Raw genomic sequence first — 25,039 nt, 5'->3', positions numbered from 1 at the left:
ACATCATCCCGAAACCACGACGCCGCCATCAACAGCCATACATTGCCCGGTCATCGCATGGCTGGCCCTGGACGCCAGAAAAAGTGTTGGTGCTATCATATCCTCGGGCTTCAGGTGCTCTTTCAGACATTGCCGGTCCAAATGGGCCGCCAGATCCTCGGGTGTGGCCCATTTATCCAACTGTTTTTGCGTCAGAACCCAGCCGGGGGCCAGAGCGTTTACGCGGATTTTCCTGGGCCCCAGTTCTCGTGCCAATGACCGTGTCATCCCCGTGATCCCGGCATTCGAGGTCGTATAGATCGGATAGCCAGCATTGCCCATCATGTAACTGATCGAGCTGAAATTGATGATTGCCCCGCCATCTTTCATTTGCCGGGCGGCTTCCTGACACGCGAAATAATAGGCTTTCAGGTTCACCTCGATCATCCAGTCCCAGAATTCCGTCGTGGTTTCCTCAAGCGTATGACGTTGGTCGTTGGCTGCATTGTTCACCAAGACGTTCAAAGGGCCATGAGCCTGGGCAGCTTTGACCATCGTCGCGTGCAGCAGTTCGGTATCCGTCATGTCGCCTTGCAGGAACAGCGGCGCGCGGCCGTGCTTGTCGCGCATCTCTTCGACAAACCCGCTGGCATCCGACCGACCAATGAAGGCCACATTGGCCCCCTGTGTCATGAATCCATCTGTCAGCGCCGCACCAACGCCCGAGCCGCCGCCGGTGATATAGACGGAGGCCCCGTCGAGATCGTGGAATGTAGCTGGTTGGGTCATCAGTGGCTCTCTCTGGTCACGAGGCGGGTGTCTTTGCCAACAAGAAAATCCAGATCCGCCCCCTGATCCGCTTGCAGCACGTGGTCGATGTAAAGTTTTGCATAACCGCGAGTGTAGTGCGGATCATCCGGTTGCCACGCGGCGCGGCGGGCGTCCAGTTCGTTTTCGTCTACAAGCAGTTCCAGTTCGCCGCTGCTGGCTGAAACACGGATGCGGTCTCCGGTTTTGACCAGCGCCAGCGTGCCACCCGCCTGTGCTTCGGGGCTGACATGCAAAATGACGGTGCCATAGGCTGTTCCCGACATGCGGGCATCCGAGATCCGGATCATGTCTCGTACACCCTCTTTCACCAGTTTCGCCGGAATTGGCATGTTGCCAACCTCGGGCATGCCCGGATACCCCTTGGGGCCACACCCTTTGAGCACTAGGATGCTCTTGGCCGTGACTGGCAGGTCTTCTCGGTCGATATTGGCCTTCAGGTCTTCGATGTTGTCGAACACGAAAGCCTCGCCCTCGGTTTCAAGAAGCGCGTCAGTGGCCGCCGAAGGCTTGACGATTGCCCCATTCGGCGCAAGGTTGCCGCGTAGGACTCGCAGGCCCGCAGCGGGCTTTACAGGATCATCGAAGGGACGGATGACGTCGGTATTGAAACACTCGGCCCCTTCGTAATGTGCTGAGATATCTTTGTTCAGAACCGTCTTTGCCGGGCGCAGGAACGATTTGAGTTCATTCAGTACAACCGGCATGCCGCCTGCGTAGCAGAAGTCTTCCATCAGGTATTTGCCCGACGGCATGCAGTTGACCAGCAGCGGGATTTCGGATCCGATTTCAAAGTCTTTCAGGGTCAGGTCAACCCCGACACGTCCCGCCAGCGCCAGCAGGTGAACCACCGCATTGGTCGAGCCTCCTACGGCCGCGTTGGCGAGGATGGCGTTCTCAAACGCCTCTTTGGTCAGGATGTCCGAGGGCTTGAGGTCTTCGTCGACCATCTCGACGATGCGCTTGCCGGTCATGTGCGCCAGCGCCATGCGGCGGGCGTCGACCGCCGGAAGCGCGGCATTGGTGGGCAGGCTCATGCCCATCGCCTCGACCAGCGACGCCATGGTGGACGCGGTGCCCATGGTCATGCAGACGCCAGCGCTGCGCGACATGCCGGATTCGGCGTTCATGAAATCCTGCAAGGTCATTTCGCCAGCCCGAACCGCTTCGGAAAATTTCCAGACATCGGTGCCGGACCCGATATCCTGTCCGCGGTATTTACCGTTCAGCATCGGGCCTGAACTGACGACGATCGAAGGCAGATCGACAGACGCGGCCCCCATCAACTGACCTGGCGTGGTCTTGTCGCAGCCGCCCAACAGAACGACCCCGTCAATACCATAGGCGCGGATCGATTCTTCGACATCCATGGCCAGCAGGTTGCGGAACAGCATCGCGGTGGGTTTCATCTGGGTTTCACCCAGCGACATGACGGGGAATTCTACTGGAAAGCCGCCCGCCTCCCACACGCCGCGTTTTACGCCCTCGGCCAGATCGCGCAGGCCCGAGTTGCAGGGGGTCAGTTCCGACCAGGTGTTGCAGATGCCAATTATGGGTCGCCCGTCAAAAGCGTGGTCGGGAAAGCCCTGGTTTTTCATCCACGACCGGTGGATGAAGCCATCCTTGTCGAGTTTTCCATACCAATGCTGTGAGCGGCGTTTTGTCATTTCTGGCTTTGTTTTTCTTGGCGGAAGTTGGATCTGAGTATTTGTGAAAAGATGAAGATCAGGCGGCGCGGGCCGGCCGGCACCAGTCGGGCAGCCAATCGTTGTGGGCCGTCAGCAGATCCTTGACAAGGTTGCGGATCTGGCGCAGGTCCAGTTCGGCGGCGGTGTGCGGATCCATCATCGCGGCGTGATAGATATATTCGGGGTTCTGTTCTGTCAGGGCCCGAACAGTCAGTTCCTGTACATTGATCTGGGTGCGCATCAGGGCAATCAACTGCGGCGGGATGTCGGTCACGACAGAAGGCTGTATGCCGTTGCTGTCGACCAGGCAGGGGGTTTCGACCGCCGCGCCCATGGGAAGTTGCGGGATCTGGCCGGTATTGGGCAGGTTGCCATAGGCCATGTAAGGCGTGTTCGTAACGATCGCGTTCATCAGGTCGGCGGCGAATTCGTGGCTGCGCGTGACATCGATATTGCGCCCGTCGGTCAGGGTCTTGGCCTGTTCCTTCCACATCTCGACCTGCTCGACGCAGCGGGTGGGGTATTCGTCCAGCGGGATGGAAAATTCCTCGATCAGGTCCTGTCGCCCGTCCTTGATGAACCACGGCACGTATTCGGCCAGGTGTTCCGAGCTTTCTGTGCAGAAATAGCCCAGGTGATCCATCACCTCGTAGCGCACCTTGTTGGGGCAGCGCGGCATCAGCAGCGGCGCCTTCGGGAATTTCCCCGAGTGATAGCCCTGGCGCAGTGCCGGATACAGGTCGCGGCCTTGATGTTCCAGTTTCAGAAAGAATGCGACGTGATTGACGCCAGCGACTTTGTAGCGGAACTCATCCTTTGGCAGATCCAGATCGTGGGCCAATTCCTCGACAGTATTTTGAACCGAGTGACAAAGACCCACATGTTTCAGGGTCGGGAAGCGTTCGGCCAGTGCCCAGGTGTTGATGGCCATCGGATTTACGTATTGCAGCAATGTCGCGTTCGGACAGAGTTGCATCATGTCCCCTGCGACATCCCAAAGCACCGGAACCGTGCGCAGGCCTCGCATGATCCCTCCGACGCCCAGCGTATCAGCGATGGTTTGACGCAAGCCATACTGCTTGGGGATCTCGAAATCGGTGATCGTGCAGGGATTGTATCCCCCCACCTGAAACGCGGTGATGACGAAATCGGCCCCGTCCAGCGCCGCGCGGCGGTCGGTATGGGTCGAGACGGTCGCCCCGGCCCCGACCGAGCGGATCATGGAGCGCGCAACTGCTTCGCTTTCCGCAAGGCGCTGGGGGTCGATATCCATAAGCGCAAAGTGACTGTCGGCCAGCGCAGGGGTCAACAGAGCATCTCCAACGATGTTCTGCATGAAAATTGTGGACCCGGCACCGATAAAGGTAATTTTGGTCATTTCACAGCTCCGAGGGTCAAACCCGCAATGAAGTGTTTCTGCATCAGGAAGAACATGGCCACCGGTGGCAGAGCCGCCACGATGGAGCCCGCGCTCATCAATTGATAAGCGGCGCGGAATTGTGCGTTGAAACTGGTGATCCCGGCAGTTACAGGCTGGCTTTCTGCGCCTTGCGTCAGGACGACGGCCCAGAAATAGTCGTTCCAGATGAAGGTGAAGATCAGCACGCTGAGCGCGGCGATCGCGGGCTTCATCAGCGGCAGGACCACGTACCAGAAGATGCGCCATTCGCTGATACCTTCGACCCGGGCGGCCTCGATCAGTTCAAAGGGCAGGGCGCGGATGAAGTTGCGCATGAACAGGGTGCAGAACCCGGTCTGGAACGCAATGTGGAACAGGACCAGCCCGGTCTTGGTGTTGTAGAGCCCAAGTTGCAGGGTCAGATCCCGAACCGGCACCATCAGGATCTGGAAGGGCACGAAATTCCCGGCCACGAACATGAAAAATATCCAGAGGTTCGACTTGAACTTGTAGATGCCAAGCGCGAAGCCGGTCATGCAACTGAGCGCCACCGCTCCGATCACGGTGGGGACGGTGATCATGAATGAATTCAGCAGGTATCGCGGCATGTCCGAATTGAAGAACACCTGCCCATAGTTGAAGGCGCCCTCAAAGCTGGATGGCATCCCCCAGTAATTCGCGTTGGTGAAGTCAGCAGCGGGTTTTACCGAGAAAAGTGCAACCGCCAGTAGGGGACCCAGCCACAACAGAAGGGCTAAGGGAAGCATGGCTTGATACGTGATCTGCGCCGCGCGGGGTTGTTTTTCGATGGGTTTGGGAAACATCTCAGCGCCCCTTCTCTTCACGGTACATCGACCACAGGAAGTAGGCGATGAAGCACAACATGATCAGGAAAAGGATCACGGCGATGGCCGCGCCATAACCCATGCGGAAGCCATACTCGGACAAGGCGACCTCGAACATGTAATAGGCCAGCACGCGGGAGGATCCGAAAGGTCCGCCTTGCGTCATGATCGAGATCAGGTCGAATGACCGTAATGCGCCTATGATGGTTACGACAAACGCGATAAAGGTTGCGGGCCGCAATTGTGGGATGATGATGTGCCAAAGCATCTTCCAACCCTTGGCCCCGTCCAGGCGTCCAGCCTCGATCTGTTCCGGATCCACAGCGTTCAGGCCGGTGAGGTACAGGATCATGCAATAGGCGGTTTGTGGCCAGAGGCCGGCGAAGATGATGCCGTAGGTCACGAAACGCTCATCGCCCAACACGTTTACCGGGCCAAGGCCGAAGAAGCCGAGGAATTCGTTCAGCAACCCGAAGGTCGGATCGTAGAACCAGGTGAACACCAGCCCCACCACGACCTGAGAAATCACGAAAGGAAAGAAAAACAGGGACTTATACAGGCGGATGCCCCAAACGGTCTGATTCAGAAACAGGGCGATGAACAAACCTGCCGGAATCGCAGCCAGGTAAAGGATCAGCCAGATCAAGTTGTTTTTCATCGAGATGTAGAAAGCATCCCGGTCTACCCATTCCCAATAGAGGTCTTCGTAGTTACGAAAGCCGACGTATTCCGCAGCGCCCAGGCCGTCCCACTCGTAAAGTGACAGGTTGAAGGACTGGAATACCGGGATAATCACATAGACCAAAAAGAACAGCATCCCGGGGGCCAGAAACAGCCAGGGTGCGATGCGTTGTTGGTTGCGATGGAACCAGCTTTCCTGTTCTGAGGCGTCGGCAGCAACTGTCATGGGAAACTCGGGTCTGTTGGAGCAAGGCGGGTCGGAACCCGCCCTACGATTCAAAGGAGCGTGGGCCGGGCTTTGGCCCGACCCTGGACTGGTCAGTTATCGTAAATACGCTCGCGCGCGCGTTCGAGTTTGGCCAGTATCCGGTCCAAGTTGTCGGGTTTGACCATGAATTCCTGGAAACCCTCCATGGACACTTTGGCCATTTCCGCAGGCGCGTCGCGGTCCCAGAACTGGGCTACCCCACCGGGGCTGTTGGACGAGAGCATTTCAAAGCCCTGTTGCAGGAACTTGTCGTCATCCACGGCGGATTGCGCGTTGACCGGCAATTGGCCGAGATTCGCGCCGTTGTTGATTTCGGTCTGTTCATCAGCAGAGACCACGAAACGCAGGAATTCGCGCGCAGCTTCCTTGTTCGAAGCATTGGCCGGGATGTGGAACGTGTCGGTCGGGGCGTCTTCGGCCAGCTCGACATCGGGATTGATCGCGACGAACTGGTAGAAATCCAGCTGGTCATCCGTCAGGCCCGCATCGCGCAACGGTGCCACTGCGAAGTTGCCCATCAGATAGGCTGCTGCCTCACCATTGACCATGAAGGGCAGGGCTTCTTGCCAGCTATACGTCTGGTGATTGTCGATGAAGGCGCCCATGTCGATCAACTGTTTCCAGTTGGCGAAAGTCTGTTTTACCCGGTCATCTTCCCAGCTGACTTCGCCGTTGGCGAGTTGCTGGTGGAAGTCGAAACCATTGGTCCGCATGTTTAGATAATCAAACCAGCCACCGGCGGTCCAAAGGAACTTGGTGCCAATGGTATAGCAGGCACGCCCGGAATCGACGATTTTCTGGCAGTTGGACAGTTCTTCTTCCCAAGTGGTCGGCTCGCTCAGGCCCAGCTCGTCAAAGATGTCTTTGCGATAGTAGACACCCCACTGATAATAGGTATAGGGCACGCCCCATTGCTTGCCGTCGATTGTCAACGCGCCCTTGGTCGAAGCGAGGTTGTCGGCGATTTCGGGCTCGGCCCACAAATCTGAAACATCCTCGAACAGACCTGCCTCGACATATGGTTTCATACGGTTGGCCGCGTACCACGTGGCCACGTCCGGGGTGTCGGCCGTCAGGAAATTCCGGATCTGCGTTTTATAGGCTTCGCGGTCGATGACGGTTGTCTCGATTTCCAACCCCGGATGCTGAGCGCCGAACCGTTCGATCATCGCCTCCATCGTCGCGCGTGGCGCCGGGTTCGATGTGTCCAGAAAAATCCGCAGATCTCCGGTGAGTTCCGCAGCAGCTGGCGCCGCCAACGCGACACCAAGCGCCAGCGCAGCCGTCGTGCGCTTGAAAGTTGAATACATGGTTTCCTCCCTGTTGGTCTCCTGCAAAGTTCCAAATAGTGGAACATTGTTTTATATATTGAAAACTACACATCGACTCGGTTACTGTTGTCAAGACCCTCGTGAGGATGGCGAGGGATAATCGGAGGAGAATGATGGCCCGTGTCAGGTGACGGAACTATAGGCAAAGCATGTGATGTACTGGATCACGTGGCATCGTTCGAGCGCCCTGTTCGATTCGCTGAACTTTTGGAAAACAGCGATTTTCCAAAGGCAACCCTGTATCGATTTCTGCAATCCCTGACCAACCAAGGAATGCTGTCTTATGACCGCGACAGGCAGACCTATGCGCCCGGGATGCGGTTGGTTCGGTTGGCCCATGCGGCATGGACGCAAAGCTCGCTGGCTCCGATAGCGCGGCCTTTTCTGGATGCCCTCAGCCGAGAAACCGGTGAAACAGTGCATCTGGCGCAACTTGATTCCAGTCAGGTTCTTTACGTCGACAAACGCAACGCCGCACAACCGATCGAGATGTACTCTCAGGCTGGAAAAGTTGGACCGGCCTACTGCACGGGGGTCGGCAAGGCGATGCTGGCATTCTTGGATGAAGATGCGTTGAACAAGGCGGTGTCGCAGCAAAGCTATCACCGATTTACCGACAAAACGCTGACATCCGAAAAGATGTTGCGGACTGATCTTGACAGAATTCGCAGCCGGGGGTTTGCCATCGATGATGAAGAGCACGAGCCTGGCATCATTTGCATCGCCTGCCCAGTTCTGACGTCAAACGGTCGGATGCTTGGCGCGATTTCGATAACCGGGTCCACCGAACGAATGGATTTCGTTCAACTCGAAGCCTGGGTGCCGCGCCTGCGGCGTGTGGCCGAACAAATTGGAACCGAGGCACAAGCCTGGCGGTTTCCCGAAACAGGCCAAAGTTCCAAAAACGACAGGATGCTGATGACATGACAGGTGTAACTCTGAATCGGGCAATCAAACGGTATGGTCAGACACAGGTCATTCATGGGATCGATCTGCAAATCGAAGATGGAGAGTTCTGCGTTTTTGTAGGGCCTTCAGGGTGCGGAAAATCCACGTTATTGCGGATGATTGCAGGGCTGGAAGAAACCTCGGAAGGTGAGATTCACATTGGATCGCGCGAGGTGACACATATGGATCCAGCCAAGCGCGGCGTGGCGATGGTGTTTCAGACTTATGCGCTTTACCCGCACATGTCAGTGGCCGAAAACATGGGATTTGGCCTGCGCATGAATGGTGTCCCAAAAGCCGAGATCGACCAGAAGGTTCAGGAGGCTTCGAGCATTCTGAAGCTTGATCCCTATCTCAAGCGCAAACCCAAGGCCCTGTCCGGGGGGCAACGGCAAAGGGTTGCGATCGGGCGGGCCATTGTACGCGGGCCCGAGGTTTTTCTGTTCGACGAACCCCTGTCCAACCTGGACGCTGAATTGCGTGTCGAGATGCGCGTCGAAATCGCGCGTCTGCATCAGGAAATCGGTGCAACCATGATCTATGTGACCCATGATCAGGTCGAAGCCATGACGATGGCCGACAAGATTGTGGTGCTGCGTGATGGCCGGATCGAACAGGTCGGCGCCCCGATGGATCTGTACCGTGATCCCGACAACCGGTTTGTTGCAGGTTTCATCGGTTCGCCGGCGATGAACTTTCTTGATTGCGATTATGCCGACGGCCATATCACCCATCCCGCTTTGGGCCAGCCATTGCCGGTCTCGGCAGCTGTTCCTGCCGGAACGGACAAGGTGACATTGGGGATGCGCCCTGAACATATTCACATCGACCGGTCTGCGGACACCTGCACTGTGGACCTGACCGAAGCGCTTGGGGGTGTATCCTACTCGTATTTGCTGACGCCAAATGGCGACAAACTGATCGTGGAAGAGCGGGATGACCAGCGCAGCAAAACCAGGGACCGGATTGGCATATCCATTCAACCTGACCGTGCCATGGTATTTGATCCCGAGACAGGGCAGAGATTTCGGTAATCCTTGGCCGCAACCCGAAAAACTTCGTGGGACCAGCCGGGCAGCTTCATGGAATACATGTGGCGTGACCAGAAGGGAAACGCCAAAGACAGGCGGGCGAAACGTTGAGCTGATGACATCAAAAGCCATCCACGCCCAGCCCGTGGCAAAACGCGCGGGCACAGATGATTGATTCCCAGCGCAACGTGATTTAAGGGAGGCCCTGTCAAAACAGAGTCACCCAGGGGCGGTATCGTGATCGCGCCCCTCCCGCGCCACGCTGAAGTGGCTTCAACTCTTGGATCGCACGCCCCGAAAGGCTTAAAAAGGTAAAAGAATATGGCAGATAAATCGAACTTCGACATATTGTATACCATTGTAGACGAAGCGCCCGAACTGGCCAGCGCCTCGTTCCTGCCCATCATTCGCAAGTTCGCTTCGGCTGCTGGCGTCAGCGTGGGCACCAAGGACATTTCACTGGCCGGGCGCATTCTGGCAGCCTTCCCCGAGAACCTGACGGATGAGCAGCGTGTCTCGGACGATCTGGCGGCATTGGGTGAGCTGGTAAAGACCCCGGACGCCAATGTGATCAAGCTGCCGAACATCTCGGCATCGGTTCCGCAACTGGTTGCCGCCATCGAAGAGTTGCAGTCGCAAGGCTATGATATCCCGGCCTATCCCGAAGAACCTTCGACCGACGAAGAAAAGGCGATCCGTGCGCGTTATGATGCCATCAAAGGCTCGGCCGTGAACCCGGTTCTGCGTGAAGGTAACAGTGACCGCCGCGCGGCGCGGGCTGTCAAAAACTATGCCCGCAACAACCCGCATTCCATGGGCGAATGGACCTCGGACAGCAAAACCAAAGTCTCGTCCATGTCGGGCAACGATTTTTACGCCAATGAGAAATCGGCCACCATCACCGCTGCCCAAGCGGGCGATGCAAGGATCGAGTTTGTCGGCAAAGACGGCAGTGTGACTGTCCTGAAGGACGCGTGGCCGCTGGAAGAAGGCACCGTGGCTGATGCGACCTTCATGTCGGTCAAAGCACTGTCATCCTTCCTTGCAGAGGCCATCGAGGACACCAAGAAAGACGGCACAATGTTCTCGTTGCACCTGAAAGCCACGATGATGAAGGTCTCAGACCCGATCATCTTTGGCTATGCGGTCAAGGCCTGGTTGGCGCCGGTTTTCGAAAAATTCGGTGCGGAACTGGATGCGCTGGGTGTGAATCCGAACTCGGGTCTTGGCGACTTGCTAGAGCGGGTACAAAACAATGCCGAGATCGTCGCCGCAATAAACGCGATCAAGGCTGATCGTCCATCCATGTATATGGTGGATAGCGACAAGGGCATCACCAACCTGCATGTTCCTTCCGACGTGATCATTGATGCTTCGATGCCAGCGGTGATCCGCGCGGGCGGCAAGGGTTGGGATGAGACCGGCGCCAAGGGTGATACTAATTGCGTCATCCCCGACCGGTGCTATGCAACTGTTTATGATGAAAGCATCAAGTTCTTCAAAGCCAATGGTGCATTGAATCCGGCCAGTGCCGGTGCGGTCGCAAACGTTGGTCTTATGGCGCAGAAAGCCGAGGAATACGGCAGCCACCCGACCACCTTCGAGGCACCCGCCGACGGCACAATGCGCATCGTTCTTGCCAATGGCGAGATCTTGCATTCGCACGAGGTCGAAAAGGGTGACATCTGGCGGGCCTGCACCGTCAAGAAGGCGCCGATCGAGAACTGGATCCAACTGGCGATGGACCGTCAGCGCCTGACCGGATCCGAGGCGATCTTCTGGCTGGATGCGAACCGCGCCCATGACGCCGAGCTGATCAAATACGTGGAACCGGCGCTCAAGGCTGCGGGCGTGGCTGACAAGTTCCAGATCTTGGCCCCGCGCGAGGCAACCCGCCAGACGCTGGAAACCATCACCGCCGGAAAGGACAGCATCGCCATCACCGGTAACGTACTGCGTGACTATCTGACCGACCTGTTCCCGATCCTCGAACTGGGCACCTCGGCCAAGATGCTGTCGATCGTCAAGCTTATGAATGGCGGCGGCCTGTTCGAAACCGGGGCAGGGGGCTCGGCACCGAAACACGTGCAGCAATTGGTCGAGGAAAACCACCTGCGCTGGGATTCGATGGGCGAATTCTGCGCGCTTGGGGAATCCCTGAACTTCCTGGCCGACGCCAAAGGAAACGCGAAGGCAGGTGTTCTTGGCGCTGCGGCAGAGGCCGCAACTCAGGGCATTCTGGACAACAACCGGTCGCCAAGTCGAAAAGTGGGCGAACCGGACAACCGCGACAGCCACTACTGGTTCGCGCGCTACTGGGCCGAAGCCTTGGCAGCCCAATCTGACGATGCCGATCTGGCAGCTGAAATGGCACCACTTGCAAAAGAGCTGGCAGACAAAGAAGAGCAGATCTTGTCGGAGCTGGCCGCAGTCCAAGGACCGTCGGTGGATTTGGGCGGATACTATCACACTGACCCGGTCAAAACCGGCGCTGTGATGCGCCCCAGCGCTACACTGAACGCAATCATCGGCTGATCGCCGTCGAACAGGCGGGCGAGTTTCGTCCGACATCAAAACACGAAGGGACCGCCTTTGCGCGGTCCTTTTCATGGAACGCGGGATTGCCCAAAGACCCGCCCCGAACTTTGCGCCTGACGATCTGTAGCTTGCTGTGGCTGCGCCGTTAAAACCAACCTTGTCAGGTTCTATGAACGACTTGCGCAATGTGTTCCCGGTAAACACCTGGGCATCAGTTTGGATTTCAGCGCGTGGCCGTCCGGACGCAGGCGCAAGTTTCGATCGCTTTCCTGAAACTGCGAACAGGGCGGTCAGCAAGGATCGAAAGATCCTGATTTTTGGAAAAAATTTAAGATTTACGGGATTCCCCCAATAGCGCCGGTTTTCAGTCCGCGTTAGGTATTTGGGGACAAAGAATTTCACTGGTGAGGCCTTAGGGCTATATCACTCACTCAGAAAAATGGCCAGCATTTGGGGTGCTGGCCATTTGCGTATCTGGTTCACCAAATCCTTGAACAAACCAGCGTGTTCAGACGCTTACGCGCGAACAGGCCGTTCATTTGCCTAGCATTGAACTGGGGGGGGTGGTTCTGATCAGCCAAATCGACGGGTTTGAGCCTCGACAAGCGATGGCTTGATTTGGTCAACGCCTGACGCAGCTACACCTTTGTGCTGCAAATATGACAGACGACGTGCTTCCCTCCGGGCAAGAGCCAGAGATTCCAATATCAAAGCGCAGACGATGGACAGCATTGTCGCAACAAAACCGGATACTGCGACGACGACAGACGGAATTCTATCGACAAGCCCTGTTTCCAAGAATTCCCGGAATACGGATACAAACACAAAGAGCGAAGGCAAAAACATAAACACGGCCAATGACAGGAAAAACGCAATGGGCTTTTCATCCTTGATCAGCAAGCCGATCATTTTGAGAATCCGCCATCCGTCGGAAAACGTCGCCAGCTTGGAGTTCGATTCTGGCAGGCGTGACGAATACCTTGTTTGAACCTCACCGATTGGCATGCGCATCTGCATCGCATGAACTGTTAGCTCTGTTTCAATCTCGAACCCGTTTGATACTGCGGGGAAGCTTTTGACAAAGCGTCTGCTGAAAACGCGGTAACCCGAAAGCAGGTCGTTGATTTTGCTGTTGAAGAAGAATTTCACAAGCCAACTGAACAACGCGTTGCCAAATTTGTGGCCGCGCCGATACGCTTCGGTTTCTTCATTCACCCGGGCGCCGTTGACCATATCCAGATTCTGCGAAACGAGCAGGTCGATCAATTCCGGCGCCGCCGCGCTGTCATAGGTCGCATCTCCGTCAGCCATAACGTATACATCCGCATCAACGTCAGCAAACATTCGACGGACCACGTTGCCTTTGCCCTGGTATGTTTCGGAATAGACCCGCGCGCCTGCCTCAAGCGCGACCTTGACGGAGTCGTCGGTGGAATTGTTGTCATATACGTAAATCGTCGCGTCGGGCAGGGCCGCACGGAATTGCCGAACGGTTTCACCTATGGCAACGGCCTCGTTGTAGCAGGGCAAGATCACTGCAACGTCCAAATCCGATCTGGTCGCGGACGACGGTGAGTTATTCTGAATATTGAAGGCGCCCTGTATCATATGAAAATCACGCTCTTTCATTGGCATCAATTGAATGATGATCGTGCTTGGGGTTAGAAGGTGCTGCGCATTTGAGGCTGTTATGAAGCAGATAAGAGGCCAAAATTTGTCATTCTGAAAAACCTCGTGTTTAACGCTGACAAAAAAGGGGCCGATTGAAGAACCGGCCCCAAAGTTTCAGCTGAACCGAGGGATCAGTTCGACGCTGCCATCAGTTTCTCGTTGTGCTCGCGCAGCGTGTCGGAGACGATCGCATACCATTCCCCGGTTTCGCGCATCTCGTTCAGGCCTTTGTTCAACATCGCCAGGTATTGCTTGCCGAACGGATTGCTGCGGTGGCTGATAAAGCGCAGCGAGGACAGCGAGGTCACGTACGGGTTCTCAACCAGGTCGTTCTGGTTCAGTCCCATTTCAACCATTGTGTCCGAGAACAGCTGAACTTCAAAAGTTGCAACATCTGCGGTGCCGGTAAGGACCGCGTCCAGGCATTCACGTGCGGTGATCGGCTGCATCAGCGTAATGGTTTCACCATTGTGCAGACCTTCCTGTTCCAGATCATGGATGAACCAGCCATCCATACGGCAGATGGTGGCGCCCTTCAGTTCTTCAAAGGTTGTCGCATTCGCATACTGGCTTTCCGGAATGGTGTAGAACCCGACGACAATGTCATAGACCGGAACAGATGAATCGAACTGTGTGCAGCGCACCTCGGTTTCCCAGGACCATTCGTAAGTGCGGTTGGTGCAATCCGGCATGTTCCACGCCATGGACACGTCAAAGGCGCCAAGAGGCAGAAGAGTTTCCAGGTGCGAGTTCCAGTCATCCACGAAGCTTACGGAATAGTCGCGCGCGTTGCCGCCGCGCTGCAAAGCCGTGGTGCCCAGACGGGTGATTGCTCCGCCACCGTTCAGCGATTCATCTGCGAAAGGTGCCCAGCCATTGCCGGTCACCAGCTTGATCGGCGGCTGGTAGACGCTCGAACGTTTGACGCTGGCTGCGCGTTGTTCTTCAGCTGCTATGATTTCCTGCGCGCTCTGACCATTGGGCAGGCTGCCGTCTTCACAGGGAAGGGCCAGAACCAGACCTGGCTCCAGAGCGTTGGGGTTGGTGATTTCGTTCCGGTTCGCGTTGAAGATCGGCTGATAGTTCGACGTGCCATAAGCTGCGATTGCAATGGTCGCCATGGTGTCACCGTCTTGGACGGTATAGTTGGTACAAGCTTCCTGCGCCGCAGCGGCGCCCGCACTCAGAGCAGTGATCGCGGTTGCTGAAAGCGCTACCTTCTTTATCTTCTCGTTAAACATGTCCACTTCCTCCAGACTTTAGTTTGTCAGGCCAGATCGGGGCCTTATCCATTTTCCATTTGATGACGCAGGGCGGTTGACACGATGTCGCGCCATTCGCCCGATTGCTGCATGATTGCCAGACCCTGATTCAGCGTCTCAAGGATCGCTTCCCCATCAGGATTATCTTTGTGGGTCATGACGTTAAGCGACTTGATGGCCGCAAGGTTGGGGTTTTCGATAATCCGGTGCTTGTACCCAAGCCGATCTATTGCCTCGGCTGCCAGATGTGCTTCGATGGCAACGATATCTGCGGTGCCTTCCATCAGAGAGTGAAAGCAATCATCCGGTGACGTTGGGCGCAGAAGTTTGATGACCGGTTCGTACAGGCTTACCGCGTCCATGTGAGACAGGGACCAACCTTCCGGCCGGCAAATCGTTGCACCGGCAAAGTCGGCATAGGTTAATGTCTCTTCATAGCCGGAACCTTCCCGGGCGAAGAACGTATCCACAACCTCGTAGAACGGGTTTGAGAAATTGTAGGTCTCGCACCGGTTGCGATCATCTTCCGACAGCGCAACGGCCTCTTCGCAATTGGGGCGCGACCAGGGGAAGGTGGCGTCAAATGCAAGCGTCGGCATCAACAGGTCCAGATGGGATGACCAGTCATTGACGAACTGAATCTTGTAGGCCTGTTCGGGAGCGGCACGAAACATCGCTGTCTCAACCAGATGGGTATAGAGCCCCCGATTGGGCAGAGATTCATCGGTGAACGGAGCGTAGTTCCCACCGGTGATCAACAGCAATTGACGATCCCGAATCTCGGGCCGTTCACCCGTTCCGGCATTCCGGATCAAAGCGGCAGCTTCGGCGCGGGCGGCTTCGATCTCTTCCTTGGCAGCAGCCCGTGCTGCAACGACCGCGTCTTCACTCGCTTTCTTTGCCTCGGCTTCCGCTGCGGCAACACGTGCTTCTGCTTCGGCCACAGCTTTTTCAGCGCGTTCTTCTGCGGCTTTTACCAGCTCAGCCGCCATTTCCGCAGCCAGCCGCTCTGCCTCGGTATCAGCCAGAACCGGAGCGCGCCCGACATCTTCCAGACATGGCAGTTCCAGAACGTCGCCAACACGGATGATATTGGGGTTGGAACCGATAACATCCCGGTTCGCGTCGAAAATGATGCGAAAGTCTTCCGTCGCATACACTTCGATTGCCAATTCCCGTAAGCTATCGCCGCGTTGAATTTCATAACTTGAACACGCCTCTTGCGCAGATGCCGCGCCCGTGGCGGCAGCAAGGGCAAGGCTTGATATGAGTAAGTGCTTTTTCATGGGTCCTGTTGCTTTGCCTGTTTAGGTTCTTGTAAGTTTCGCCACTGCGATAGAAATATTGTCCTGATCCGGGTCACCCTTGGCCTGCACGGCCGTCAGCAATGCTTCGGCTATGTCTTGTGCCAGACCCTGTTGGTGATCCCGCAGAATGTCCTGAATTTCGGCGTCGCTGATATACTGCAACCCATCACTTCCAAGGATCAGGACATCGGCGGGCGACACGATCAACGGATCTTCCGGGCAATCCACTTTGGGAATGGCCCCGCCCGTAACCACGGACGTCAATTGATTGCGGTCCATTTCCCGGGCCTCTGCTTCGGTGATCTCTCCCGAAGCCACTTTCGACGCAATCACGGGTGCCATCGAGTGGTCTTCGTTGACCTGCGTCAACGCTCCATCTCGAAACAGGTAAAGAGGGCTGTCGCCGATCGAAATCCAGAACACACGCCGCCCCAGAAGAAGGACACCCAACATGGTCGATCCCATGTTGAACCCCTGGCCCCGGGCCTCGGTGTAGTTGGCGATCGCGGCATTGGCTTGCATGGCGGCCAAAGGAAGCGCATCTATCGCGGATCCTTCGTTCAGGGTTTCTGCCTCAAGTTCCGCGTCCAGCGCGTCGCGCCAAGCGGCCACTATCATTTCCGAAGCTATTTCACCCGCCTCATGGCCACCCATACCGTCCGCAATCACAACATAGCCCGCGTCCGACGCGTCAAACATGCGGGCCGCAATCGCGTCTTCCTGCGTTTCCCGCTGACCCTGGTTCAGGATCAGCGCAACATCATATGCCGGAGTTGCCAGCATTAATCAGGAATCCCGCCAATCAAAACCGTCGTCACAGAAGGCCATGAACCGGATCGAGGTTTCGCTGATGCGGATCAGGTCTCCGCTGGACAGGGCCACGGTGCTGAGAACGGGTTTGCCGTTCAGACGTACAAGATTGGCCTTGCCGCCATGGCCCAAGTAACACTTCCGGTCTTCGGGGTCATAGGCGATGACTGCATGGTTCGAGCGCGAAATGCCGGTATCGCCGAAATCCAATTGGATGGCCTGGTCATCGTTGCGCCCGATTTGCATCAGGCCTTCGGTCAGCGTAATGCTTGACCCCCGTCCCGGACCGGCTGTTACGACCAGCCAGCCCACCGGGAACGTCTCTTGCGCCGCTTCTGCTTTCGCTACGGGTTCGGAGGATTCGATCAGGTCCTGAACATGCGTATCGGCGCGCTCAAATCCCAGAAATGTCGTCTTGACCCGTGAACGGCGATCCTCGACCGGGGCGGGGGCTGGTGCAACCTGCTCAATCACCGGCTCAGCGGTCTCTTCGACCCGCTTTGCTTCTGGGGCCGGAGCTTCGGCAACCTCAACCTCGCCGACTTCCGGTTCGGCAGGTTCGGACACGACCTCGGCCGTTGCTTCCTCTGGCGAAGTCTCGGCGGGTGTTTCCGTCACATGCAGGGTGACAACCTGCTCGACCTCAACCAGTTCTTCGACATGCTCTTCCACCAGAACGTTTTTCAGAGCGTCGTCCTCTTCCAAATTGTCTTCTTCTTCCGAACTGTCTTCGGCGAAGATCGACTCCTCGGGGTCGGTCACTGCCTCCGGCTCGGCTTCGTCGAACTCGGGCATCTTTTCTTCGGGGATCAGTTCATCCGTTTCCTCATAGGATTCGGATGTCATGTTTCCACCGGCCAGGGCGGCGCGCAAAGCGTTGAAATCCGCAATGGGTTCCTGCTTTTCTTCTTCGCTTACGGCGCCGTCTACTGCGGCCGGTTTCTCGGCAACGTCTTCTTCTTTGGATTTGCCGGCACCTTCGAGAAGCCGGCTCAGAGGGCTTTTGTATTTGAACATGGTGTCGACACCTTCAAGTTAGTGACGCAGATAAGCCGCGTCGTAAGCTGCTACTGTTCCCTGCACGTCAGCGCAGAGCCACTCAATGGATACCCATGGGAACTGGTACATTCTGCGGCGGGCCGGTTCCCGCCAGGGTGGCAAACCTTGATACTACCCTCAGCAAACACACACTGGCAGATCACTTTTGAACCGGTCAGATTACTCCTGTGCAAGCTGCATGATTGCGGCCGTCTCGGCCCCATTGCGCAACACTGTCAGATTTGCCTCAGGCTGCTCGCTTGAAACGAGTGCGGCCAGCATCTCATCAAGGCTTTCCGAGCCGTCAAATGTGATGCCGGAATGGCTTTCATTCAGCAGGACATCGTCTTTTTGCAGGCTTCCTGCCGCGTCAGCCGGAGCTGCGTTCACCGTGGTTTGCCATCCGCTATTGCCTTCGGCGCTAACGGTAAAGGTGTAACCATTTTCCAATCCAACGGATCTTATGGCGGGAAGGGCCAACAGACCATTTTGCGCCCGGGTCTGACCCAGCGGGCGATAGCGGGCAGCAACCCTTGTGTACCCATCGGCGTCAACCTTCAGGTTATCCAGAACCTGCGCCGCAAAAGGAACATCCTGACGGAATGGGCTGCCATTCAGGGTATAGATGACAGCGCCACGCTGTACCCAATCGCCGATCACGCTCATGTCCTGATTGGCGTCCACCCCCGTAACTGCAATGGTGGCTCCGGTCGAGCCGCGGCGGCGGGATGTCTGGAAGGGGATATCGACATCCCAATGCGCAAACGCCACCTGCTGTTCCGCCGGAACTCCGGCGTTGGCAATTGCATCAGTCGCAGGTGTCTCGATCTCAGACACTGCTGTAATATCAGTCGCTTCTTCCGACTGTGCCGGAACTTCGGAACGTTCAGTGTCTGCGGAGGCTGTTTCTGTGGCAGCTGGCTCCGCAGGTACTGGTTGTGCCTGCTCGACAGGCTCTTCCGGCTTGGGTTCGGGTGCGATGGCCACTTCGGGTTCGGGATCGGTGGCCTCTGTGACAGAAGGATCTGTAACGGGCGCCTCTGTCTCGGCGGATTGTATGTCTGCCGCGGGCTGCGCGACCGGTGTTTCTGTCTGGTCTTCCGTCTTGTCGCCGGACATCACAAAGAAACCACCCGCGGCCAAAGCAACTGCAACAACGGCCGCGCCTGCAATCAGCTTGCCGCTGCCGCCGGACCCGCTCTGAACCACTGTATCGACAGCGACCGGGGTTTCCTCTTTCTTTGAGATTTTGGTCAGATCGACATCTTTTTTCTCTTCGTTGCCAAGAACGATGTCCGAGTTTCCGGCCAGCAGGGCGGTAACTACGGCTTCGGCGTTCTCGCTTTCGGCCTTGATCCGGGCCTTTTCTTCCTCTTTGTCTTTGCGATCCATGCCCACAATCACGGACACGGGCCGATAGGCGAATGTGTCGAACATGACACCGGGGCCGCGGAACATGCGCAACCAATCCAATGCAGATTGAAGACGATCCGTGGCGTGAACTTCCATCGCCTTGTCAATCGCCTCGAGGAACCCATCTGGGTATCCTTCGAAACGACCGGTCAATGGCGTGTAGGGGTCATCCTGCCCGTTGTTGAACGCGTTCAGGCGGCTCTGGCCGTCGATGGGGCGTTCACCGCTGATTGCGTGATAAAGCGTGGCGGCCAGAACATATAGGTCGCTGCTGGGCCCTTGATCCGCGCCCCGCACATAGAATTCGTGCGGAGAGTATCCATCCTTGATGACGCGCAGGGTTAGCAATGCTGCCGATTTGTTCGCCGCTTGCTCGCGTGCGGCGCCAAAATCGATCAGGACGGGGTCTCCGTTCTCATCAATCAGAATGTTGTCCGGCGAAATGTCCCGATGCAACATGCCGCTCTGGTGAATGAAAGACACCGCGGACAGCATTTTTTCGGTGACCTGAACGATGAAATCAGGGCCGCCGTCATTCTCCGGGTTTTCCACGTAATCCAGCAGGTCGCACCCACGGATCAGGTCCATTGCGATATATGCGGTGTCATTGTCTTCGAACACCTGATGCACATCTACGATATTGGGATGTACCAGACGCGCATGATTGCGTGCCTCCTGAATAAAGAGGTCAATGATCGAGCGCAGGTCGTCCTTGAAGGACGGGTCGTTTGGTTCGACCAGATCACCGTTGCGGCGGCACAGCGCTCCGGGGAAGCACTCTTTGATCACGACGTCGCGCTCCAGGCTGTCGCGCGCCAGGTAAGTGATCCCAAATCCGCCGTTGCTGAGATAGCGGAGGATTTCATACTGCCCGCGCAACAGCTTTGCGCCTGGCTGCAATCCTTCAATTTTCGGTTCGTCGTGCGTCGCGCCGACAGCCTGGTTGTGGCTCATTTCAATCCGCCCGTTCTATTCATTTTGCGGCTTAGAAAAACCGGGCCGACAGCCCACGAACTCACAACCAAAAACAACCGCAGGACACTTGAGAACGGTTAGACGTTTCAAATTTGACTTTATTGGGGCCGCCTGATGGCTTCACTATGGATCGTTTTTCGCATGATGGCTTATGTTGTGCCTAGCGGTGCCTATAAGGCAATATATAGACAATGAATATGGGCTGATTGAAAGCTTAAACCCGAAATCAAGCGTGTTGGTCCACGAATTCGAAACAATAAAGGGCCGATTCCTCGGCCCTTCGAATCGCTGCAATGCAGCTCAATCTTGACGGGAAAGCGTCAGGTTCCGGTTTTCGGATGCGCCGCTGCGACCGTGCTTCCAGCCCAAGCAAGGTTGTCGCCCAGCTGCGCCAGAATGCTGATTGCGTCCTTCAATGGTGCGTCCCCGCTTTCGAATTGCAGCAACAAAAGCAAATCTGTCGCCTTTTCAAATTCTGCGGGAATCCAATCAGCTTCGGGGTCGATTTCGCCACCTTGTTCCAGCCGTTCCGCAAAATCTTCGACGATCTCCTGACAGCTGTTAAGAAACGCGGCCGGTTCGATGTCAGAGGTTTCACGTAGATCTTCATAGATGCTTGTTATTGCGGCCAGCCAGTCCTCGAGAATGGGATTGTTCAACGGGGGCAGGGCAGACCCAAGTGTTGACTGCATCGATGTGGTGTCATTCGAAACAGGCTCTGGCTCTGCGCCCTTCAGCGCCTCAAGATAGGGCAGGAAGTCCTGTTGCAAATCTTTCCGCGCAGCCTCGAGATCGCCACGGCGCCGGTCGGATGCCGCTTCCAGCACGTGTTCCGCAAGGTTCTGCCCGCCGCAGGTTTCCCAAAGCGCAAAGTCGGGCTCCGGCTCTTGCGCCATGGCACGCACGGCGACCGGCGTACCAATTGGGACAACGGCGCGGAACATTCCTTCTTTTTCTTTGTTCAGGCGCGCAAGGACGCGGTCCAGGGCACCCTGCACAGGTGGCAGATCGGCATGTGTTACGGCAAGCAGGCTGTTGGCCCTCAGTTCGGGGGGTACCTGAGACCACAAGTGGCGCTCGGTCTCGCGCCAGGCATTGGTTCCATTTGTGCACCAGATGGCACAATCGACGAATTTCAGCAGATCCAAAGTCGGCTTGTAGGTATCATCCAGAGCACCCGAGCCCGGAAGATCAAACAGTGATATTTCCTTGAGAGCCGGTGTATTGATGCCGACCGATATGAAATCGGGCTGTTCCTCGGCCGCTTTTTCCAGCACTATGCCGGAATAGGTCTTTGGTTCTCTGTTCCACCAACCGACAGTCGTTTCGGGCGCATCCGCGTAGGCGACGATCACCAGCGGCAATTTCAGATGCTGCGGGCCAGTTGGCAGAATGTCCGCGCCAGCCAGCATGTTCGCCAGACTTGACTTGCCTGCGCCGAATTCCCCGGCGAAACCGATATTGACCGCGTTTGACAGACGTTCAGCGTGGGACAGAGCCCGCGCACGCATATCCTCCAACGCCTCGTCAGGCGTCAGGTTTTCAGTTGCGGTCAGGAAGCGCTCCAGTTGGCGTACTTCCTTTTCAGTTCCGGGAAATTCAATCATTCCGCAGCCTCTGCTTGTCTTTCATCCGCATCGGGTGTTCCAAAAACCGTCTCCAACTCGGCTGCAATGCGACGCGCCTTGTCGAATGCACCTTGCGCTTCCGCCTGGGCGTTCAGTTCTCCTGAGTTGGACCGGTGTTCAAGATGACCGGCCAGAAGGGCCATATAGTGGTCCAGAACCGTATTCAGCCGTTCCAACAGATCGTCGCGGGTCGTGTCGATCAGGTCATCCCCGATCAGTTCGAATTCCTGCACGATCAGCCGTTCTGCACGCGCCACAACGCTATTGCGCGAGATCAGACGCGACAACCAGTTTACACGCAATTCAACGGTAATGCCACGGGTCAGGGCGGTGGTGTCCGGCCGGAACCAACGTACAGCACTGGTATTCATGCGATTGTCGACCGGTTCTTGCCATCCCGGCAATGCCCGCAAGGCGGCATTGCAATGCATGTCGATCGCATAAAGCTCGCTGAGCATGCGCTGCCGAACAACTTGCGATGCCCCCTGTACCAGTTCACGCATACGCTCGCGCAATGGCGTAAAATTGAGCTCGGTCTCTCCGCCTTTTGCCAGCAGAGGCGACTGGCCGTCCGGCCCGCGCACAACGATAGCCACCGATTCCGAGACAGTGTCATCCATGACCCCGCGCAGATTCGACAGGACATCATCCATGTCACGCGTGATCTCCTGCGTTTTTTCAGCAATCAACTTGCGTAGGTCGCCAAGTGTCTTGTCGCTTTCATCGGCGCTTCGAACATCCGAGCCGTCTTCATCTTGCAGCGCCCGCAAACGAACCTGAGAGCGCTCAAGCTCCCCGCGTGCGAAGCTGTCGAGATGTTGCCAGGCCATTCGCAACTGTTCGTTGATCGGTCCGTCGGTCAAAGCCTGAGTGACATGACGGCGCAGATCGGGCAGGCCCGACGCGATCATTGCGGCAAAGCGCAGAACCGCTTCGCGGCTGATCGGTCCCGGGCCTTGTTTGATCTCGGCCACACCGTTGAGATATTGCTGCATCTGTTCCGGGTGGGCGCGCAGCCATGCCAGAACGTGGTCGTGGTTCACTCCGGTTTCATCACCGGTCAGAGCATAGTGCGCCCATTGCGCGCTACCCATCAGGACATCGATGTTCGAGTTGCCGAGCGCCTTTTCCAACCCGTCCAACACATCCAGACGAACCTTGGCCGCGTCTTCGGCGCCGCCGCCCAGTTCATCCACACGGTTGATGAAGACGACGATCTGCCCAAGTTCCAGCGCTTGCATCAACCGGAACAGTTTCAGATCCGCGCGCGACAATGCCTGATGCGCGGACAGCACCACCACAAAGAAATCGGATTCCTTCAGATACTGTCGCGAAATTTCTTCGCGGATCAGCAGGGGGTCATTCACGCCGGGCGTGTCGGTGACCGTCAGCGGAAACGGAAAATGGCCCAGGTCAAAATAGACCTCGGCCTTGCGGGTGATGTCGCTGTAAAGCCCGCGATCACTGCCCGGATCCAAAGCCCTGTCTTCGGACGGATCATCCCCGGCACAGACATATCTGGCGAGGTCATCTGACGTCAGTTCGTCCAGATCGTGCTGTTGGCCCAGCAGCTGTTCATAGCTGTCACCCAGACGCCGACGCGCCCGGACCTTCATGGCCTCGACCTGTTCCTCGATCATCTCGCGCTTATAGCTGTCCTCGTCATCGGGAAACATGTTGCGCAGTTCTTCACCTTCGGCGATCAGCGATTGCCATTGGTAATTGTCGAAGAAATGGAATTCGGCACCCTGCGTCCGGCCGGACGGGTGGCCGAAATGCATATCAGTGATAACGGTTGTCCAGGGGTTTACATCCGAAGGCAAATACTCTGCCTGACCGGTGAAGCCGTTGATCAGACGCGATTTTCCAGCCTTGATTTGGCCGACAAACGCAATTGATGGTTTCAGATTGCTAAGATCACCAATGATGCGCGAAATGAACTGGCGCGTTTCATCATTGGTTGCCCCGTTCATTTCTTCTGCTATGCGAATAAGTTCGCGACGATGTGTTTCACTCATTACTCATTACCCTGGTTACAATAAAAAACAGATTGAAGTAGTCGAAAATTTGAATTCAACGGAGGCAATCATTTTTCGGCCTCCTGCAAAGCGGTCCACAGGTTGACGACCGCCCCCAGTTTGCGGGCTTCGTGGATGGCGACCGCGATCTGACCACCGTCACTCAAAACGGCCAGACCGGCCCCTTTCCCGCCCGATGGCCGCATGACAATCAACTGCGGGTCTTCACTCTCTTGATGAGAGTCGCCATCCCAGCCGGCAAGATCAGCCACAAAACGGGCCAGCGTGTCTTGGTCGGGATGCATCGGCTCAGATGGCTTGCAAACGCCTTCCAAAAGGGGTGCGGCTTCGTCCGAACTGTCCACAAACACACGACCCGAGGCAAAGCGGCTCGACGCTTCAAAAAAACGTTGGGCAAGTGTTTCCGCTGCATCGGGTGTTGCCTCGGCGGGCAGAGAGTCATCAACAGGTTTCTCAGCACTCGGGACGACGGAAACAATAGGCTCGGACGGAAGCTCGATGGCGGCGCAGGCTTTCTCGATTTCGCTGAAGGTGATACCCACATCATCCACCTCAAGCGCTGTGTCCGGTCTGCCCGACGTCAACTCAAGCGGGGCAGGCGAGGCCGAGATCTCCGACACCAATCCAACCAGCTTCTCGATCAGTTCGGCGCGCGATTCCGTTTCAAAATCCGGAACCTCACCTGACGGCACCTTGAAAACATCGGTGATCCGGGAGCTGTTCACCTCGATTGCCAGACAATCCCCGTTTGCGGCGGTGAATTCCAACCGGCGCGGCAATACTGTGCCACGGATTGCCCGCAATACCGCAGAACGGCGCGCCGCCGCTGTTTCCCCTGCGATCCTCACGGTCGGAGACAGCCGTGCGACCGAGGTCCGCCTGATATCTTCAAGCAGGTCGAGAATGTCCGTGTCCATCATGCCGTGACCCCCTCTGGTCCCGTTCAAACTGCAGCCGCAACCGGCCCCAGACTGAGATGTGATTTGGTAAGCGCCAGTCCGACATTCGCACTGTTGCGGCAGATATAGCAGACCACATGATCAGGATATTCCTTGGTCCGCAGAAAGATGTTTAGCCTGTCCCTGGAAAAAACGGCGACTTCCCCAAAGCCAGCGCTTTCTTCGTCTGCTCTGCCAGCCTGACGCAAGAGCGCTTCAAAGGCTGCAACCCCGCGCCCCTGAAACAGATTGGCCACAGCAACCGCCAAAACATCCAACGAATCCGCGCAGTCGGGATCTGAAACAGAGCTGCCCAAAAGCATCCCTGTCTCCATGTCGATATACCCGGCTGCTATACAGTCGGGTATCGTTTCCATGGCGGAGTTCAGTGCGGTTTGAATAGACATCTAATCCATTGTTTT

The 25,039-nt window shown here is 56.6% G+C and carries 19 protein-coding genes; 3 read left to right on the top strand and 16 right to left on the bottom strand.

Going from position 1 to position 25,039, the window contains the following annotated elements; genetic code table 11:
• Positions 1-3: 3 nt before the first annotated feature.
• From ACR0C6_RS08695 to ACR0C6_RS08670, 6 genes are all read right to left on the bottom strand, one after another.
• On the bottom strand, positions 4-768 hold the full coding sequence (locus ACR0C6_RS08695) for an SDR family NAD(P)-dependent oxidoreductase (protein ID WP_480446362.1): 765 nt from the start codon (positions 766-768) through the stop codon (positions 4-6).
• Positions 768-2,474, bottom strand: a complete 1,707-nt coding sequence (locus ACR0C6_RS08690) for an IlvD/Edd family dehydratase (RefSeq protein WP_480618896.1) — start codon at positions 2,472-2,474, stop codon at positions 768-770. Before ACR0C6_RS08690 ends, ACR0C6_RS08695 begins: the two co-directional genes overlap by 1 nt.
• 58 nt (positions 2,475-2,532) lie before the next feature.
• A complete protein-coding gene (gene melA, locus ACR0C6_RS08685) occupies positions 2,533-3,873 on the bottom strand; it encodes an alpha-galactosidase (RefSeq protein ID WP_480618895.1) in 1,341 nt (446 codons plus the stop codon).
• Complete coding sequence (locus ACR0C6_RS08680; RefSeq protein ID WP_170345350.1) at positions 3,870-4,718, bottom strand: carbohydrate ABC transporter permease; 849 nt, start codon at positions 4,716-4,718, stop codon at positions 3,870-3,872. Before ACR0C6_RS08680 ends, melA begins: the two co-directional genes overlap by 4 nt.
• 1 nt (position 4,719) lies before the next feature.
• Positions 4,720-5,646 (bottom strand): carbohydrate ABC transporter permease, encoded by a 927-nt coding sequence (locus tag ACR0C6_RS08675; protein ID WP_171119269.1) that lies wholly within the window; start codon positions 5,644-5,646, stop codon positions 4,720-4,722.
• A gap of 92 nt (positions 5,647-5,738) precedes the next feature.
• Positions 5,739-6,998 (bottom strand): ABC transporter substrate-binding protein, encoded by a 1,260-nt coding sequence (locus ACR0C6_RS08670; protein WP_480446365.1) that lies wholly within the window; start codon positions 6,996-6,998, stop codon positions 5,739-5,741.
• A gap of 141 nt (positions 6,999-7,139) precedes the next feature.
• Between ACR0C6_RS08670 and ACR0C6_RS08665 the strand changes: the two genes are divergently transcribed.
• The 3 genes from ACR0C6_RS08665 to ACR0C6_RS08655 all read left to right on the top strand — a co-directional run bounded on the left by ACR0C6_RS08665 (position 7,140) and on the right by ACR0C6_RS08655 (position 11,533).
• Positions 7,140-7,946 (top strand): IclR family transcriptional regulator, encoded by an 807-nt coding sequence (locus tag ACR0C6_RS08665; RefSeq protein WP_480618894.1) that lies wholly within the window; start codon positions 7,140-7,142, stop codon positions 7,944-7,946.
• Positions 7,943-9,001 carry an ABC transporter ATP-binding protein gene (locus ACR0C6_RS08660; RefSeq protein WP_480618893.1) on the top strand — a complete coding sequence of 353 codons (1,059 nt, stop codon included), beginning with the start codon at positions 7,943-7,945 and terminating at the stop codon, positions 8,999-9,001. Before ACR0C6_RS08665 ends, ACR0C6_RS08660 begins: the two co-directional genes overlap by 4 nt.
• A gap of 318 nt (positions 9,002-9,319) precedes the next feature.
• Positions 9,320-11,533 carry an NADP-dependent isocitrate dehydrogenase gene (locus ACR0C6_RS08655; RefSeq protein WP_480446368.1) on the top strand — a complete coding sequence of 738 codons (2,214 nt, stop codon included), beginning with the start codon at positions 9,320-9,322 and terminating at the stop codon, positions 11,531-11,533.
• A 576-nt stretch (positions 11,534-12,109) separates the two neighbouring features.
• On the opposite strand, the gene ACR0C6_RS08650 is transcribed toward ACR0C6_RS08655, so the two are convergent.
• The 10 genes from ACR0C6_RS08650 to ACR0C6_RS08605 form a co-directional block, all read right to left on the bottom strand.
• Positions 12,110-13,165, bottom strand: a complete 1,056-nt coding sequence (locus ACR0C6_RS08650) for a glycosyltransferase family 2 protein (protein WP_480446369.1) — start codon at positions 13,163-13,165, stop codon at positions 12,110-12,112.
• A gap of 173 nt (positions 13,166-13,338) precedes the next feature.
• Entirely contained in the window at positions 13,339-14,448 is a 1,110-nt protein-coding gene (locus tag ACR0C6_RS08645) for a LysM peptidoglycan-binding domain-containing protein (RefSeq protein ID WP_152460270.1), read from the bottom strand.
• 44 nt (positions 14,449-14,492) lie between these two features.
• Positions 14,493-15,755, bottom strand: a complete 1,263-nt coding sequence (locus ACR0C6_RS08640; RefSeq protein ID WP_480618892.1) for a substrate-binding periplasmic protein — start codon at positions 15,753-15,755, stop codon at positions 14,493-14,495.
• A 21-nt stretch (positions 15,756-15,776) separates the two neighbouring features.
• Entirely contained in the window at positions 15,777-16,559 is a 783-nt protein-coding gene (locus ACR0C6_RS08635; RefSeq protein ID WP_480618891.1) for a PP2C family protein-serine/threonine phosphatase, read from the bottom strand.
• 3 nt (positions 16,560-16,562) lie between these two features.
• Complete coding sequence (locus ACR0C6_RS08630; protein WP_480618890.1) at positions 16,563-17,603, bottom strand: FHA domain-containing protein; 1,041 nt, start codon at positions 17,601-17,603, stop codon at positions 16,563-16,565.
• 201 nt (positions 17,604-17,804) lie between these two features.
• On the bottom strand, positions 17,805-19,991 hold the full coding sequence (locus tag ACR0C6_RS08625) for a serine/threonine protein kinase (protein ID WP_480618889.1): 2,187 nt from the start codon (positions 19,989-19,991) through the stop codon (positions 17,805-17,807).
• Between the two features lie 341 nt (positions 19,992-20,332).
• Positions 20,333-21,619, bottom strand: a complete 1,287-nt coding sequence (locus tag ACR0C6_RS08620) for a dynamin family protein (RefSeq protein ID WP_480618888.1) — start codon at positions 21,617-21,619, stop codon at positions 20,333-20,335.
• Positions 21,616-23,658 carry a dynamin family protein gene (locus ACR0C6_RS08615; RefSeq protein ID WP_480618887.1) on the bottom strand — a complete coding sequence of 681 codons (2,043 nt, stop codon included), beginning with the start codon at positions 23,656-23,658 and terminating at the stop codon, positions 21,616-21,618. Before ACR0C6_RS08615 ends, ACR0C6_RS08620 begins: the two co-directional genes overlap by 4 nt.
• Before the next feature lie 68 nt (positions 23,659-23,726).
• Positions 23,727-24,599 carry a hypothetical protein gene (locus tag ACR0C6_RS08610; protein ID WP_480618886.1) on the bottom strand — a complete coding sequence of 291 codons (873 nt, stop codon included), beginning with the start codon at positions 24,597-24,599 and terminating at the stop codon, positions 23,727-23,729.
• 23 nt (positions 24,600-24,622) lie between these two features.
• Positions 24,623-25,024 (bottom strand): hypothetical protein, encoded by a 402-nt coding sequence (locus tag ACR0C6_RS08605; protein WP_480618885.1) that lies wholly within the window; start codon positions 25,022-25,024, stop codon positions 24,623-24,625.
• Positions 25,025-25,039 lie beyond the last annotated feature (15 nt).

This window comes from Ruegeria sp. AL12, from assembly GCF_056540885.1.
Note: the sequence above shows the minus strand (reverse complement) of the source record. Positions and strands in the feature narration are given on the sequence as shown.